Origin of the sequence: Rubrivivax rivuli (genome assembly GCF_004016505.1) — a bacterium.
Classification (GTDB): domain Bacteria; phylum Pseudomonadota; class Gammaproteobacteria; order Burkholderiales; family Burkholderiaceae_C; genus Rubrivivax; species Rubrivivax rivuli.
Map to the genome: position 1 here is coordinate 411,619 of NZ_SACR01000001.1, position 15,307 is coordinate 426,925.

Below are 15,307 nucleotides of genomic sequence, written 5' to 3' on the forward strand. Positions count from 1 at the left end.
CTGGCGCGTGCGCTAAAGCAGGGCCTGCCGCACCGCCAGCAGCGCCAGCTCTACGTCGTTGCGCACCCCGGTCTTCTCCAGGATGCGCGCGCGGTAGGTGCTCACGGTGTTGGGCGCCAGCACCAGCTGCTCGGCGATCTCGCCCACGCTGCGGCCGCCGGCCAGCAGGCGGAAGACCTGGAACTCGCGGTGCGAGAGCAGGCCGTCCAGCGGCTTGTCTTCGGCCGCCGCGGCCCCGGGCAGCGCCAGCGCGCCGGCCAGCAGCTCGGCCACGCTGGGGGTGATGAAGAGCCCGCCGCGCGCCACGCGGCGGATGGCCTCCACCATCTGCTCGGCGTCCAGGCTCTTGTTGAGGTAACCCTGCGCGCCCAGCTTCAGGCTGCGCACGGCGTACTGGCGGTCGGGGTAGGTGCTGAGCATCAGCACGGGCAGCCTGGGCGCCTCGCTCTTGAGCTGGCGCAGGATGTCCAGGCCGTCGCGCTGCGGCATGGCGATGTCGAGCAGCACCACGTCGATGCCGCCGGTGCGCACCGCGGCCAGCGCCTCGGGGCCGCTGGCGGCTTCGGCAGCCACGCTGATGTCGGGCGCATCGGCCAGCAGCATGCGGATGCCCTGCCGCACGATGAGGTGGTCGTCGCAGACGAGGACGCGGATCTTGCTCACGCGGCTTCCAGCGGCATCACCAGGCGCACGCGCGTGCCGTGGCCGGGCGCGCTGTCGATGAGCACGCGCCCGCCGAAGTGCGAGGCGCGCTCGCGCATGCCGATGACGCCAAAGCTGTGCGGGTCGGCCAGCGCTGCGGCCGGCGCGCCCACGCCGTCGTCGCGCACGTCGATGTAGAGCACGGGCTCGGGCGGGTCATCCACCGTGATGCGCATCTGCACGCTGCGCGCCCGCGCGTGGCGCGCCACGTTGCTGAGCATCTCCTGGAAGATGCGGAAGACGGCGATGGCCAGCCCGCCCTCGGGCGGCGGCACGCCGCGCGCCACGTGCACCTGCAGCGTGGCGTCGAGTTCGCTGCTCTCGATGAACTCCTGCGCGTGCCACTCCAGCGCGGCCCACAGGCCCTGGTGGTCGAGGATGCTGGGCCGCAGGTCGGTGATGATGCGGCCCACGTTGTCCACGGCAGTGTCGATGAGCCGCCCCATGCCCTGGCACTTGGCCTGCAGCGCGGCCTGGCCCTCCACGCGGCGGCCCAGCCAGTGCGTGTCCATCTTCAGCGCCACCAGCAGGCTGCCGAGCTCGTCGTGGATCTCGCGTGCGATGCGTTTGCGCTCGCCCTCGCGCACCGTCTCCAGGTGGTTGGCCAGGTCGCGCAGCTGCGCGGTGCGCTCGGCCACGCGGGCCTCCAGCTCGTCGTTGGTTTTCTTCAGCAGCTCTTGCGCGCGCTTGCGCTCGGTGATGTCGACGAAGGTGACCACGGCGCCCTGCACCACGCCGTCTTCGATGACGGGGTAGCTGCTGTACTCGGCCGGGAAGCTGCTGCCGTCGGCGCGCCACAGCACCTCGTCGTCGATGCGGCAGGGCAGGCCGCGGCGGAAGGCGTTGAAGATGGGGCAGTCGCACTCCGGGTAGTGGCGGCCGTCGGCGTGCGAGTGGTGGATGAGCTCGTGCATGTTGCGCCCGAGCACCATTTCGGTGCGGTAGCCCAGGGCCACGGCGGCGGCGCGGTTCACGAACGTGCACTGGCCGGCCATGTCGATGCCGAAGATCCCCTCGCCGGTGCTTTCCAGCAGCAGGGTGAGACGGTCGGTGGCGGTGGGCATGGGCGGGGTGGCGCAAGGCGCGTGCCACCGCAGGCACGGCGCCTGGCAGACGCTGCAGCCGGTGCGATCGGCAGCCTGTCGCACGCCGCTTGGCAGGCCGGCGCCCGCGCACGACAGTGAGAACTCCTGCCGCACCCCTGAGCCCACCCCATGCACAAACGCTTGCCCCACCCCAGCCGGCGCCAGCTGCTGCGCCAAGGCGCCGCCCTGGCCGGTGCGCTGGCCCTGGCCCCGGCCAGCCGCCTTGCGCGAGCCGAAACGGCGGCAGACCCCGCCGCCAAGCTGTTGCCCGCGCTGGACGCCCTGATGGCCCGCAGCGTGCCCGCCGACGGGCCCGGCCTGGCGGTGCTGGTGGCGCGCGGCGCCACGGTGCTGGCACGGCGCGCACGCGGCATGGCCAGCATCGAGCTGGGCGTGCCGCTCACACCCGAACACGTGCAGCGCATCGGCTCGGTGACCAAGCAGTACGCCGCCGCAGCGCTGCTGCAGCTGGTGGAGCAGGGCCGCGCACGGCTCGACGACCCGCTGGCGAAGTTCCTGCCGGCCTACCCCAACGGTGCCGCCATCACGCTGGCGCAGTTGCTGAATCACACGTCAGGCGTGAAGAGCTACACCGGCATCCCGGGCTACATGCACGGGCCGGTACGGCGCGACCTTGGCACCGCCGAACTGATCGCCGAGTTCAGCGCGCTGCCGGCGGATTTCGCGCCCGGCACCGGCTGGGCCTACAACAACTCGGGCTACGTGCTGGTGGGCGCGGTGATCGAGGCCCTCACGCAGCAGCCCTGGCACGCGCAGGTGGCCACGATGCTGCAGCCGCTGGGACTGGAGCGCACGCTCTACGAAGACCCGCTGCGGGTCATTCCCGGGCTGGCCACGGGCTACGGCGAGCGCCGCGCTGCGGAAGGCGGTGGCCCGCGGCGCGCCGGCCTCGTGAGCATGACGCAGCCGCACGCCGCAGGCGCGCTGCTGAGCACCGTGGACGAGCTCTGGCAATGGAACCTGGCGCTGCACGGCGGCCGCGTGCTGCGGCCCGAGACCTACGCGCGCATGACCACGCCCGAAGGCGCGGCACAGAAGGACGGCTACGGTTTCGGCCTGCGCCGCGAAACCCTGTACGGCCAGCCCGCGCTGCTGCACGGTGGCGGCATCCACGGCTTCAAGTCGGTGCTGATCTGGCTGCCGGGACCGGCGCTCACCGTGGCCGTGCTGCACAACGCCGACGGCCCGGCGGTGCACGTGGGCCGGCTGGGGGCCGAGATCGCCGGGCTGGCGTTGGCCGCGGCCTGAATCAGGCCAGCCAGGCCTCGGGCGCCGACAGCGCGGCCTCGAAGGCCTGCACGTAGCGGCCTACGTGCAGGCCGTCCATCAGCGCGTGGTGCACCTCCACGCTCAAGGGCAGCCAGAGGTGCGGACCCTCGGCCAGCGCGCGGCCGAAGGCGATCTTCGGGATGCCACGTTCCTGCCCGCTTGTGCGCGCATGCGCAAAGCTCGTGAAGTGCAGCCAGGGCAGGGTGGTGAAGTACAGCAGCCCGGCGTCGGCCTCACGCGCATCGGCCATGGTGGCGCGTGCACGCGCTGCGGCCACGGCGGCCTGGCCCTGGGTGTGGAAGGAGGCCCAGTCGGGCGTGTGGTCGAGGTACGAAAAGCCGAAGCTCTCGTCCTCGCGCAGCACGGTGCTGCTGCCGTGCACCGCCTCGTACACACGCACGCGGCCGTCTTCTTCCAGCCGGTAGCGGAAGGGCTCGTGCAGGTTGGCCAGGCGCAGCGCGATGAACAGGCAGGCCAGCGAGAAGCTCTGCCCGCGCGCGGCCACGGCGGCCTTCATCGGCGCGGCGTCCACGCGCACGCAGACGTTGAAGCCGGGCTGGTCGAAGCCGCGGAAGAACTCGAAAGCCTCGCGACGGGCCCAGGTGGCGGTGTTCAGGTAGGTGGCCATGGCGGGATGATGCCTGCCGCGATACTGGCCCACCGAGCCCGCAGCCGCCGATGTCAGCACCGCACACCTCCGCCCCCGGCCTGAACCCGCCTGCCCCGCCGGGCATGCAAGCGGCCTGGGTGGTGATCGCCGCGGGCGTGTGCGCCGCACTGCACGTGGGCAAGCTGGCGCCCGCCATCCCCGCCCTGCAGGGCGGCTTGGGGCTCACGCTGGTGCAGGCGGGCTTCCTGCTGTCGGTGGTGCAGGGTGCGGGCATGGCGCTGGGCCTCCTGCTGGGCGCCTGGGCCGACAGCCTCGGCGGCCGCCGCAGCATGGCGCTGGGGCTGCTGCTGGTGGGCGGCTCCAGCCTCGCCGGCGGCGCGGCGCAAGGCCCCACCGCAACCACCTGGCTGCTGGCCAGCCGCGTGCTGGAGGGCCTGGGCTTCCTGATGGTGGTGCTGCCGGCCCCGGGCCTGGTGCGGGCGCTGGTGCCGCCGGCCCGCACCGCCGCCATGCTGGGCGTGTGGGGTGCCTACATGCCGCTGGCCACGGCGCTGGCGCTGCTGCTGGGGCCGTTGGCGCTGGTGGCATCCGGCTGGCGCGCCTGGTGGTGGGCGCTGGGGGCCTTGAGCCTGCTGATGGCGGCGCTGCTGTGGCGCAGCGTGCCGCAGCGGCTGCCCCAGGCTGCCGCACCCGGGCCAGCCGCGCCGTGGTGGCAGCGCGTTCGGCTCACGCTGGCCCGCCCAGGCCCCTGGGGCGTGGCCCTGTGTTTCGCGGCGTACTCGGCGCAGTGGCTGGCCGTGGTGGGCTTCCTGCCCACGCTGCTGACGAAAGCCGGGGTCGGCGCGGCCTTGACGGGGGTGCTGAGCGCCTTCGTGGCCGCGGCCAACATCGGCGGCAACCTGACGGCCGGGCGCCTGCTGCAGCGCGGGGTGGGCGCCGGCTGGCTGCTCGGCGCCGGCTTCGCCGCCATGGCGCTGGGGGCGCTGGCCGCCTTCGGCACCACGGCCGAGGGCGCCCGGCTGCCGCTGGCGCTGGCCTATGGCGCGCTGCTGGTGTTCTCGGGTGGTGGCGGGCTCATCCCGGCCACGCTGTTCTCGCTGGCGCTGCGCGCCGCGCCCGGGCCGCAGACGGTGGCCAGCACGGTGGGCTGGATGCAGCAGTGGTCGGCCTTGGGCCAGTTCGGCGGGCCGCCGCTCGTGGCGGCCGTGGCCAGCGCTGTGGGGGGCTGGCAGTTCACGGGCTGGGCCACCGGCGCGATGGCGCTGGCCGGCGCGCTGTGCGCGGCCTGGCTGATGCGCCAACTGCCCCGCTGAAGGCCGCCCGGCAGGCGGCCGCCGGGCTCAGAAGGTTTCCCAGTCGCCGTCGTCGCCACCGGCCAACGCCGGGGCGGGTGCCGGCGAAGGTGCCGGGGCCTTGGCGGGCGCCGGCGCCGGCGTCTTCAGGGCAGCGGGGGCCGGTGCCGGCGCGAGGCTGGCGCGCGGCGCCGTTGCGGCCTTTGTCGGCACGGGGCTGACGCTCGCCTGCACGCTCAGGGCCGGCGCAGCGGCCTTGACGGGCAGCGCTGGCGGCAGCACCGCCGCAGTGCGCGCCGGTTCGGCACTGACGTCCACCCGGTAGCGGCGCACCAGCTGGTGCAGCTTCACGGCCTGCTCCTTCAGGCTCTCGGCCGCTGCCGCGCCTTCTTCCACCAGGGCCGCGTTGCTCTGCGACATCTGGTCGAGCTGCTCCATGCTCTGCGCCACGCCGTTGAGGTGCTGGCTCTGCTCGGCCGTGCTGGCGCTGATCTCGCCGATGATGTCGGAGACGCGGTTGACCTGGGCCACCAGCTCGCCCATGGTGCTGCCTGCATCGGAGACCAGCCGGGTGCCGGCGTCCACGCGCTCGACACTGGCGCCGATGAGCGACTTGATCTCGCGCGCCGCCTCGGCCGAGCGGCTGGCCAGGCTGCGCACCTCGCCGGCCACCACGGCGAAGCCGCGGCCCTGCTCGCCGGCCCGCGCGGCTTCCACCGCCGCGTTCAGCGCCAGGATGTTGGTCTGGAAGGCGATGCCGTCGATGACGCCGATGATGTCGGCGATCTTGCGCGAGCTGCTGTTGATCTGCTCCATGGTGCTGACCACCTGGCCCACCACCTCGCCACCGCGCAGGGCCACGGCCGAGGCGCTTTGCGCCAGCTGGTTGGCGGTGGCGGCGCTCTGCGCGCTGTGCCGCACGGCCACGCCCAGCTCGGACAGCGCCGAATGCGTCTGCTGCACGTGGGCCGCGGTGGTCTCGGTGCGCTGGCTGAGATCGAGGTTGCCGCCGGCGATCTCGGCCGCCGCGGTCTGCACGCTGTCGGCGCCCTGGTGGGCCTGCCGCACCATGTCGGCCAGGCCGTCGCGCATGTCGGCCAGCGCCTGCTGCAGCTGGCCCAGCTCGTCACCGCGGTTCACCTCGATGGGCGTGCCCAGGTTGCCGGCGCCGATGGCGGTGGCGCGGTCGGCCAGGCGCAGCAGCGGGTGGATGATGGTGCGGATGAGGTGCCAGGTGCCGCCGGCCATGGCCAGTGACAGCACCACCATGATGGCGATGGTGAGGTAGTTGTTGTTCAGGCGCAGCTGCCCCATGTGCTCGCGCAGCGCGGCACTGCGCTGCTGCTCGAGCTTCAGCGCCGCCGCCGCGGCTTCGCGCACCGCGGCCAGGCTGCTGCTGCTGGGCTGGCTCACGTGCGCGGCCACCAGGGGCGCCAGGCGCTCCAGGGCGCGGCGCTCTTCGTCGTCCTGCATCAAGGGCCGCAGCTGCTCGGTCAGCGCGTTCAGGCGCTGGGCAGCGTCCTGCTTGCCGGCAGCCTCGCCCGAGGCTGCCAGTGCCGCATGCAGGGCGGCCAGGTCCTGCGCGCCCGTCAGCAGCGTCAGCTTCGTCTCCTGCTTCACCATCAGCTCGCCGCTGCTGGCGATCTGCGAAAGGCTGCGGGCCAGCGAGGAAGCGGCGGCCACGGCAATGGTGGCCACCAGCACGACCACGGGTATCCACATCTGGGTCACGAGCGTGAGGCCGCGGCGCTGAAAGCTCATGGGAAGTCTCCAAACATCAGGCAAAGAGGCCCGCTGCCGCGATGGCAGAACGAGGCCCAGGCTTGCGCGCCGGCGAACCCGGGCGCTGCAGGCCATATCGGCTGCAGGCCACCGCGGCTTGAGGGCGGCGCCGGGCTCAAGCCCGGCGGCGGCGAGGTCGATGAGACCCGGGGGCGGTCTGTCTTCCAACCACCAAGCCAGCGAAGCTGAAAGCCACAAGGTCAATGAACACGGCGCGCACGGAGCAGGCTGCGATGACCCGCCGCGGGGATCGTGCGTTCCCAGCCACCAGCCCCAGGTCAGACTCTCAACGGCATGAGGTCCAGGCTCGCCAGGCGCCGGCAGTGGAGCCATCGCCCGCCACACCGGCTACACCCACGCACACGGCCCCGCATGGCTACAGCCTGCAACTGGAAAGCCTCGGTTGCTGCGGCCTGCCGCGCCAACGACTGTCAACCCGCTTTACACGATCACCGCTTGGGCCGGTGCCGGTCTCGACCAAACGTCGCAACTCAATGATCCACAAAACATTTTCGGCTCTGGCCCGAGGATTGCGTTGTTGCGGCTGCCTCAAATCTCCAGGAAAAAAGCTATGAAGAAGCTCGCAATCGCCGCTGTGCTCGGACTTTCGGCCGTGGTTTCCCACGCCGGCGTCGTCATTCTCGGTGCGCCCGGCTCCCCTGCCTGGAACCTCGACGTGAAGGCCAAGATAGAAGCCACCGGGCTGATTTCTGGCGGCGTCGACATCATCAATGTCAGCACCTCCACACCGACCCTGGCTACCCTGCTGGCCTACGACGCAGTGCTCGTGTACAGCGATACGGGCTACCAAAACGCGAACCTGCTCGGCAACGTGTTGGCTGATTACGTCGATGCCGGCCGAGGCGTGGTAGAGATGACTTTTTCTCACTACCAAAGCGGCGGGCTGGCACTCGGTGGGCGTTTCGTGAGTCAGAACTATGACGTGTTCACGGGCGGCGCCTCCCAGGGCAATTGCGGCGCCCTTGGCGTGCGTGATGTGCCAGGGAGCGCCCTGTTCGTTGGGGTCACCAGCTTCAATGGTGGCAGCTCCGCCTACTGCAACACCGGTATCTCCGCGAAGAGCGGCGCACAGGTGCTGGGCCGCTGGACCAACGGCGAAGAATTCGCAGCGGTGCGCAATGACCGTGCCGCTCCGGTGGTTGGCTTGAACTTCTACGCGCCTTCGAGCACGGTTCGCAACGACTTCTGGAGCGCCAACACCGACGGGGGGCGCATCATGGCCAACGCCCTGAACATGGCAGCGGCAGGTGCGCAACAGAGCGTGCCGGAACCCGGCTCGCTGTCACTGGTGGCGCTGGCTGGCGTATGCGCACTGGCGCTGCGGCGTCGCGCTCGGCGGTCGCCTACGGCAGCGCTTGGCGCCTGAGTCGCCAATGGCCACGAAAGCCGGCGCGTCGCCGAGGGCCGCTATAGGCCATTGACTGCGCGCTACATCGCCAGCTCGCGCGCCAGCGCGCGCTCGCGGGTCTGCTCGAAATCGGCCGGCAGCGGGTGGCGCCGCCAGCGCGGGCCGGCGCGGCCCACGGCGCTGGGCAGGCCGTGGCCGAGCAGCTCGCCCAAGGTCTGCGCGGCGGGGGCCAGGGCCTCGGCGTCCATGCCGCAGTCCAGGCCCAGGCACTGCAGCAGGTGCACCAGGTCTTCGGTGGCCACGTTGCCGCTGGCGCCGGGTGCGTAGGGGCAGCCGCCGATGCCGCCCAGGCTGGCATCGAAACGCGTGATGCCGGCCTGCAGCGCGGCGAAGACGTTGGCGCCGCCGAGACCGCGCGTGTCGTGGAAGTGCGCCGTCAGCGCCAGCGTGGGATGGGCCTGCGCGGTGGCACTGCACAGTGCCAGCACCTGGCCCGGGTCGGCCATGCCGGTGGTGTCGCACAGCGTCACGCCCTGCACGCCGAGGTCGGCGAACCGCGCCACCCAATCGGCCACCGTGGCCGCCGGCACCGCGCCTTCCATCGGGCAGCCGAAGGCGCAGGACAAGGACACGTTCACCGCCACGCCGGCCTGCTGCGCCAGGCGCGTGGTCTCGGCCAGCGTGCGGAAACTCTGCGCCTGCGTCATGCGCAGGTTGGCGAGATTGTGCGTGGCGCTGGCCGACATCACGAGGTTGAACTCGTCCACACGGCCGTCGATGGCGCGCTCGCCGCCGCGCACGTTGGGCACCAGGGCCGTGTAGACGACACCCGGCGCGCGCGTGATGAGGCGCATCACCGCCTCGGCGTCGCGCAGCGCCGGGATGGCGGCGGGCGAGACGAAGCTGGTGACCTCGATCTTCGCGTAGCCCAGCGCCGAGAGCTGGTCGATCCAGGCCACCTTGGCCTCGGTGGGCACGAAGACGCTCTCCATCTGCAGCCCGTCGCGTGGCGCGACCTCGTGCACGTGCAGGCGGGTGGCGGGCAGGGCGGGCATGGCGGGACCTTCAGCTTTCGTCGTTGGCCGCGGCGCGCGCCGGCCAGCCGCGGCCGGCGGCCACGGCCCCGAGCACGGCCTCGGTGTGCTGGCCCAGTCGCGGGGCCGGGCTGTGCAGGCGGCCGGGCGTGGCCGCGAGCTTGGGCACGATGCCGGGCACCAGCAGCGGCCGGCCCTCGGCGTCGGCGGTGGGCACGAGCATCTCGCGCGCGCGATACTGCGGGTCGGCCACGATGTCGGCCACGGTGTAGATGCGGCCCACGGGCACGCCCGCGGCCTCCAGCGTGGTGATGACCTCGTCGATGGGCCGCTGCTGCGTCCAGGCCTGGATGGCGGCGTCGATCTCGGCCACGCGCGCCACGCGGCCGTCGTTGCGCGCCAGGCCCGGGTCCTGGCCCAGGTCGTCGCGGCCGATGGCGTTCATCAGGCGGCGGAAGATGCTGTCGCCGTTGCCGGCCACCAGCACATAGGCGTCACCCGCGCAGCGGTAGGCGTTGCTGGGTGCGATGCCCGGCAGCGCACTGCCGGCGGCGCCGCGCACCGCGCCGAAGGCGTCGTACTCGGGCAGCAGGCTCTCCATCACGTTGAAGACGCTCTCGTACAGCGCCACGTCGATCATCTGGCCCTCGCCACCGTTCACCTCGCGGTGGCGCAGCGCTGTCAGCACGCCGATCACGCCGTGCAGCGCCGCCAGCGTGTCGCCGATGCTCACACCCACGCGCACCGGCACGCGGCCGGGTTCTGCCGTGAGGTGGCGCAGGCCGCCCATGGCCTCGCCCAGCACGCCGAAGCCGGGCTTGCCGCGGTAAGGGCCGGTCTGGCCGAAGCCGCTGATGCGCAGCATGATGAGCTTCGGGTTCAGCGCGTGCAGCGCCTCCCAGCCCAGGCCCCAGCCTTCCAGCGTGCCGGGCTTGAAGTTCTCGATCAGCACGTCGGCCTGCTCGGCCAGCGCGCGCACGGCCTGCTGGCCTTCGGGCGTCTTGAGGTCCAGCGCCACGCTGCGCTTGTTGCGGCTCTGCACCTCCCACCAGACGCTGGTGCCTTCGCGCAGCAGCCGCCACTTGCGCAGCGGGTCGCCGCCTTCGGCAGGTTCGATCTTGATGACGTCGGCACCGAAATCGGCCAGCGTCTTGCCGGCGAAGGGCCCGGCGATCAGCTGGCCCAGCTCCAGCACCTTCAGGCCCTGCAGCGCGTCGCGGTTCACCATGGCGGCCCCGGCCTTCAGTAGGCGCCCGACAGCAAGGTGCCGGCGTTCGGCGACACCGCCGGCAGGTTCAGCGCCTTGAGCATGCGCCAGGTGGTGCACACCGCCGAGCTCACCACGGGCAGGCCGATGCGGTCTTGCACCGGCTGCACGCTGGCGAGAGAGGGCATCTGCACGCAGGCGCTGATGACCACCGCGTCGCAGTTGGCGGTGTTCAGCCGCTTGCTGAGCTCGATGGGCGCGCGCGGGTCCTGCGCGCCCACTTCCAGGTTGTCGCTGATCTCCAGGCTCAGTGCGTCCAGCACCTCGATGCCCTGGTGCTCGATGTAGTCGACCACCAGCGCGGTGAGCGGCTTCATGTAGGGCGTGAGCACGGCGATCTTCTTCGCGCCCAGGGCCTGCAGGCCTTCGATCAGCGCGCCGGCGCTCGTCACCACCGGCGCCGGGCCCTCGTTCTGCAGCGTCAGCGCGCGCAGGCGCTGCTCGCTCACGCAGTGGTAACCGCGGCCCATGGCCATGATGGCCACCAGGCAGGCGTAGCCCAGCACGTCCACGCGCGCATCGCTGAGTTCGAGCGCGCAGCGGTCGCTGTCGGCGTCCATCTTCGCGAGCTCGTCCTTCGTCACGTGCTTCATGCGCATGCGCGCCGAGTGGAAGCTGAAGCGCTCTGGCGCCACGGCTTCGCGGGCACGCAGCATGGCCGGGATCTCGGTCTCCATCGTGGTGTTGGAGCTCGGCACGATCTGGCCGATGCGGTAGTGGGTGCGCGGCATCGCGGGGCTCAGTCGGCTTTGATGTTCTTGGCCTTGATGACGCCGGCCCAGTAGTCGGTTTCCTTGGTCACCAGGTTGGCCAGGCCCGCCGGGTCCATGTAGCGGATCTCGATGCCGGTCTTGTCGGCCACGGCCTTGGCCTCGGGCGTGGCCAGCGCCGCCTTGACCTTCTCGGTGAGCTGCTGGATGACGGCCGGCGGCGTGCCGGCCGGCGCGAACAGGCCCACCCAGGCCTCGACCTCGAAGCCCGGCAGCCCGGCCTCGGCCGTGGTGGGCACGTTGGGCAGGCCGGGGTGGCGGCTCTTGCCGGTGACGGCAAAGGCCTTGAGCTTGCCGGCCTGCACGTGCTGCATGACGGACGGCGGCGTGGTCATGAACACCTGCACCTGGCCGCCCAGCACGTCGGCGATGGCCGCACCGCTGCCCTTGTAGGGCACGTGGGTCATGTCGGCCCCAGTGTTCACCAGCAGGAGCTCGGTGCCCACGTGCGAGAGCGAACCGATGCCCTGCGAGGCGTAGTTGAGCTTGTTGGGGTTGGCCTTGGCGTAGGCCACGAACTCCTTCAGCGTGTTGGCCGGCACGCTGGGGTGGGCGGCGATCACGTTGGTGGCGGCGGTGAGCAGCGCCACGGGCACGAAGTCCTTCTGCGCCCAAGGCATCTTGCTGAACATCGACGGGTTGCCCACGTGGTACGCCGAGTAGCTGATCAGCAGCGTGTAGCCGTCGGCCGGGGCCTTGGCCACCTGGCCGTAGGCGATGTTGCCGCTGGCACCACCCTTGTTCTCGATGACGACGGCCTGGCCCAGCAGCTTGGCCAGCGGGTCGCCGAGCAGGCGCGCCGATGTGTCCACCACGCCGCCCGGCGGGTTGGGCACGATGAAGGTGATGGGCTTGGCCGGGTAGGCCTGCGCGAAGGCGGCGCCGGTGAAAGGCGCCGTCAGGGCCAGGGTGGTGGCAGCGGCAAGCAGGGCACGGCGGGGAAGGCGCATCGGGAAGTCTCCGGTCTTGTGGTCTGGCGGCAGGGCGGGGGCGTGGCGCCATGTGAAAGGCGCGCCGCGCATGGTGGCCGCCGCGCCACTGGCTTGGGTACACATCTGGTTGACACATCCTCAACCGCTGGTTGAGCATCAAAGGCTGCACCTCGCGCCATGGCCATCAACCTCAACCGCTTCGACCTCACCACGCTGCGCCTCTTCGTGGCCGCCGTGGACACCGGCAGCCTCACCGCCGGCGCCGAGCGGCTGGATGTCTCCTTGGCCGCGGCCAGCAAGCGCATCGCCGAGCTGGAGGCCCACGTCGGCACGCCGCTGCTGGAACGCAGCAAGCGCGGCGTGGTGCCCACCGACGCCGGGCAGACGCTGCTGCCCCATGCGGTGGAGATGGTGGCCCGGCTCGAACAGCTGGCGCTGGCCATGGGCGACGTGCGGCGCGGCACCGGCGGCCACCTGCGGCTGTGGGCCAACACCTCGGCCTTCGGCGGCTTCCTGCCGGCGCTGCTGGCGCGGTTCGCGCAGGCCCACCCGCAGGTGGTGCTGGACCTGGAAGACGCCATCAGCGAAGACGCCGTGCGCGCCGTGGCGCGTGGCGCGGCCGAGCTGGCCGTCATCGGCGAAAACACCGCGGCCGAGGGCCTGCAGACCCTGGTGTGCCACACCGACGAGCTGGTGCTGATGCTGCCGGCCAGCCACGCGCTGGCCACCGCCGCGCCGGTGCCGCTGCACACGCTGCTGGCACACGACCTCGTGGCCTTCGGCCGCACCACCTCGCTGACGCGGCAGCTGGCCGCGGCGGCCGAAGGCGCGCACCGACCGCTGCGCATCCGCGCGCAGGTGCGCAGCTTCGACGCCATGGCGCGCATGGTCAGCGCCGGCCTCGGGCTGGCGGTGCTGCCGCGCGAAGGCGCCGCGCCCTATGTGCGCGCGCTGGGGCTGGCGCTGGTGGCCATCAGCGGCATGCGCACCGAGCGCCACCTGCTGCTGGCGCTGCGCGAACGCAGCACCCTCTCACCCGCCGCGCAGGCCTTCGTGCGCTTGGCGGTGCCCGAGGCCTGACGCGGCCTGTCTCTCCATCTTCAGCCTCTTTGCGCCCATGCTCATCACCATCGAACCCGGCGTGCGCCTGTTTGTCGACATCGAGGGCCCGGGTTTCGTGCCCGACGGCCCGCGCCTGCGCGAAAAGCCCACGCTCATCCTGCTGCACGGCGGCCCGGGCTACGACCATTCCAGCTTCAAGCCGCTGTTCAGCCGCCTGGCCGACATCGCCCAGATCGTCTACGTCGATCACCGCGGCCACGGCCGCAGCAGCCGCCGGCCGGCGGCCGAGTGGACGCTGGACACCTTCGCCGACGACGTGGTGCGCCTGTGCGACGCCCTGGGCGTCGAGAAGCCCATCGTGCTGGGCCAGAGCTTCGGCGGCTTCGTCGCGCAGCGCTATTTGGCGCGCCACCCGGCGCACCCGGCCAAGGTGGTGCTCAGCAGCACCAGCCACCACCTGGGGCTGGAACGCAAGGTCGAAGCCTTCACACGCTTCGGCGGGCCCGAGGCCGGCGCAGCGGCCCGCGCCTTCTGGACGAAACCCTGCCCCGAAACCTGGGCGCCCTACAACAGGCACTGCCGCGACGTCTACAACCCCACGCCCGGCGACCCGGTGGCGCGGGCGCGCACGCTGATGAACGAGGAGATCCTCTTCACCAGCGCCAGCGGCGAGCAGCAGACCATGCAGCTGCTGCCCGGCCTGGCGCGGGTTCAGTGCCCGGTGCTGGTGATGGCCGGCGAGCTCGACCCCGTCACGCCGCTGGCCGACGCGCAGGAGATCGCGGCAGCCATCCCCCAGCCCTGGGGCCGGCTGGTCACCTTCCCGCGGGCCGGCCACGGCGCCTGGCGCGATTGCCCCGATGAAGCCATGGCGCTGCTGCGCCAGTTCATCACGGCAGCCTGAGTTCGGCGCGGCGGTTCTTCGCCCAGGCCTCTGGCGTGCGCGCGGGGTCCACGGGGCGCGTGTCGCCGAAGCTCACGGCCTCCAGGCGTTCGGGCGCCACGCCCAGCAGCGCCAGCGCCTTCACCACCGCCTCGGCGCGCTTCTGGCCGAGCGCGAGGTTGTATTCGCTGCCACCGCGCTCGTCGGCATGGCCTTCCACCACCACGCGCTGGCCGGGCTGGGCCTTCAGGGCCGCGGCGTGGGCTTCCAGCAGCGTGAGGAAGCCGGGCTCGAGCTCGTAGCTGTCGAAGGCGAACTGCACGGTGCGCGCCTCGGGCGGCAGTGCTGCGGCCGCGGGTGCCCCGGCCGCAGCCGAAGCCGCCGTTGCCGGCGCAGGGGCCGCCACGGGCCTGACGGTGGAGGCCGCCGTGCCACCAGCCGCTGCCGGCGGGCCGCCCGCAGCGGGCCGTGTCGCCGCCCGCTGCGCGTTGGCCTGGCGGCGCGCCGCGGCCGTGGCTTCTTCTTGCGCCTTGGCCGCCGCTTCGGCCTCGGGCGTGGCCCAGACCGTGGTGCTGGGCGTGCGCGTGACGACGGCGCTGCGATCGTCGGGCGGCAGCGGCTGCGTGGCGCAGCCCGCCAGCACGAGCATCGTGGCCAGGCTGGCTGGCAGAAGGAGGCGGGGCAGGGTCGGTTTCATGGTCTGGGGCCTAGGGGCGGCAATGCGGGCGCGTCGGTCAGAGGGTCAGACCGTCAGACGCCCAGGTCCTTGAACACCTCGCGGGCGTTGCGGAAGCTGTCCACCGCGGCAGGCACGCCGCAATAGATGGCCGTCTGCATCAGCACCTCGCGGATCTCTTCTTTCGTCACGCCGTTGTTCAGCGCGCCCTGCACGTGCAGCTTCAGCTCGTGCGGCCGGTTCAGCGCCGTCAGCATGGCCAGGTTGAGCATGCTGCGCGTGCGCCGGTCCAGGCCCGGGCGGTTCCACACGTCGCCCCAGCAGTATTCCGTCACCAGCTCCTGCAGCGGGCGGTTGAAGTCATCAGCGTTGGCGATGGCCGCGTCGACGTAGGCGGCGCCCAGCACCTCGCGGCGGGTCTGCAGGCCTTGCTGGAAGAGATCGGGGTTCATGCGCGGTGGGCTCCGGGTTGGTTGGGGATGCCGGATTCTGTGGCGAGCATCGCGGGCCGGCGCCGCGGCCACCATCCCGCGCTTGGCAACCCGCGTTTGGA

At 72.0% G+C, this 15,307-nt stretch carries 15 protein-coding genes; 5 read left to right on the top strand and 10 right to left on the bottom strand.

Annotated features, from left to right (window positions below; genetic code table 11):
* Positions 1 to 12: 12 nt before the first annotated feature.
* Entirely contained in the window at positions 13 to 663 is a 651-nt protein-coding gene (locus tag EOE66_RS01755) for a response regulator (RefSeq protein ID WP_128226960.1), read from the bottom strand.
* Entirely contained in the window at positions 660 to 1,766 is a 1,107-nt protein-coding gene (locus tag EOE66_RS01760) for a PAS domain-containing sensor histidine kinase (protein WP_128226961.1), read from the bottom strand. Before EOE66_RS01760 ends, EOE66_RS01755 begins: the two co-directional genes overlap by 4 nt.
* Positions 1,767 to 1,916: 150 nt before the next feature.
* On the opposite strand from EOE66_RS01760, the gene EOE66_RS01765 reads away from it, so the two are divergent.
* On the top strand, positions 1,917 to 3,056 hold the full coding sequence (locus EOE66_RS01765; protein ID WP_128226962.1) for a serine hydrolase domain-containing protein: 1,140 nt from the start codon (positions 1,917 to 1,919) through the stop codon (positions 3,054 to 3,056).
* A 1-nt stretch (position 3,057) separates the two neighbouring features.
* Here the strand turns inward: EOE66_RS01765 and EOE66_RS01770 are convergent, their stop codons facing one another.
* Complete coding sequence (locus tag EOE66_RS01770) at positions 3,058 to 3,705, bottom strand: CatA-like O-acetyltransferase (protein WP_128226963.1); 648 nt, start codon at positions 3,703 to 3,705, stop codon at positions 3,058 to 3,060.
* Between the two features lie 50 nt (positions 3,706 to 3,755).
* On the opposite strand from EOE66_RS01770, the gene EOE66_RS01775 reads away from it, so the two are divergent.
* The gene (locus tag EOE66_RS01775) at positions 3,756 to 5,000 is read left to right on the top strand and encodes an MFS transporter (RefSeq protein ID WP_128226964.1); all 1,245 of its coding nucleotides are present in this window, start codon (positions 3,756 to 3,758) and stop codon (positions 4,998 to 5,000) included.
* A gap of 27 nt (positions 5,001 to 5,027) precedes the next feature.
* Here the strand turns inward: EOE66_RS01775 and EOE66_RS01780 are convergent, their stop codons facing one another.
* Complete coding sequence (locus EOE66_RS01780) at positions 5,028 to 6,740, bottom strand: methyl-accepting chemotaxis protein (protein ID WP_164884957.1); 1,713 nt, start codon at positions 6,738 to 6,740, stop codon at positions 5,028 to 5,030.
* 592 nt (positions 6,741 to 7,332) lie between these two features.
* Between EOE66_RS01780 and EOE66_RS01785 the strand changes: the two genes are divergently transcribed.
* Complete coding sequence (locus EOE66_RS01785) at positions 7,333 to 8,148, top strand: PEP-CTERM sorting domain-containing protein (RefSeq protein ID WP_128226966.1); 816 nt, start codon at positions 7,333 to 7,335, stop codon at positions 8,146 to 8,148.
* Between the two features lie 62 nt (positions 8,149 to 8,210).
* On the opposite strand, the gene EOE66_RS01790 is transcribed toward EOE66_RS01785, so the two are convergent.
* From EOE66_RS01790 to EOE66_RS01805, 4 genes are read right to left on the bottom strand one after another with little or no spacing between them, the layout of a single operon-like run.
* Entirely contained in the window at positions 8,211 to 9,185 is a 975-nt protein-coding gene (locus tag EOE66_RS01790) for a hydroxymethylglutaryl-CoA lyase (RefSeq protein WP_128226967.1), read from the bottom strand.
* A 10-nt stretch (positions 9,186 to 9,195) separates the two neighbouring features.
* Positions 9,196 to 10,392, bottom strand: a complete 1,197-nt coding sequence (locus EOE66_RS01795) for a CaiB/BaiF CoA transferase family protein (RefSeq protein WP_128226968.1) — start codon at positions 10,390 to 10,392, stop codon at positions 9,196 to 9,198.
* A gap of 14 nt (positions 10,393 to 10,406) precedes the next feature.
* Positions 10,407 to 11,162, bottom strand: a complete 756-nt coding sequence (locus tag EOE66_RS01800; RefSeq protein ID WP_128226969.1) for a maleate cis-trans isomerase family protein — start codon at positions 11,160 to 11,162, stop codon at positions 10,407 to 10,409.
* A gap of 8 nt (positions 11,163 to 11,170) precedes the next feature.
* Positions 11,171 to 12,151 carry a Bug family tripartite tricarboxylate transporter substrate binding protein gene (locus tag EOE66_RS01805; protein WP_128226970.1) on the bottom strand — a complete coding sequence of 327 codons (981 nt, stop codon included), beginning with the start codon at positions 12,149 to 12,151 and terminating at the stop codon, positions 11,171 to 11,173.
* 159 nt (positions 12,152 to 12,310) lie between these two features.
* Here EOE66_RS01805 and EOE66_RS01810 point away from each other — a divergent pair, with 159 nt between their 5' ends.
* Together EOE66_RS01810 and EOE66_RS01815 are read left to right on the top strand one after the other, a co-directional pair.
* A complete protein-coding gene (locus tag EOE66_RS01810) occupies positions 12,311 to 13,213 on the top strand; it encodes a LysR family transcriptional regulator (protein WP_128226971.1) in 903 nt (300 codons plus the stop codon).
* Positions 13,214 to 13,250: 37 nt separating this feature from the next.
* Positions 13,251 to 14,099 carry an alpha/beta fold hydrolase gene (locus EOE66_RS01815; RefSeq protein WP_128226972.1) on the top strand — a complete coding sequence of 283 codons (849 nt, stop codon included), beginning with the start codon at positions 13,251 to 13,253 and terminating at the stop codon, positions 14,097 to 14,099.
* Here the strand turns inward: EOE66_RS01815 and EOE66_RS21920 are convergent.
* Both EOE66_RS21920 and pcaC read right to left on the bottom strand, forming a co-directional pair.
* Positions 14,086 to 14,775 carry an OmpA family protein gene (locus tag EOE66_RS21920; protein ID WP_245478862.1) on the bottom strand — a complete coding sequence of 230 codons (690 nt, stop codon included), beginning with the start codon at positions 14,773 to 14,775 and terminating at the stop codon, positions 14,086 to 14,088. The two genes, EOE66_RS01815 and EOE66_RS21920, sit on opposite strands and share 14 nt — an antisense overlap.
* Before the next feature lie 53 nt (positions 14,776 to 14,828).
* Complete coding sequence (gene pcaC, locus EOE66_RS01825) at positions 14,829 to 15,206, bottom strand: 4-carboxymuconolactone decarboxylase (RefSeq protein ID WP_128226973.1); 378 nt, start codon at positions 15,204 to 15,206, stop codon at positions 14,829 to 14,831.
* Between the last annotated feature and the right edge of the window lie 101 nt (positions 15,207 to 15,307).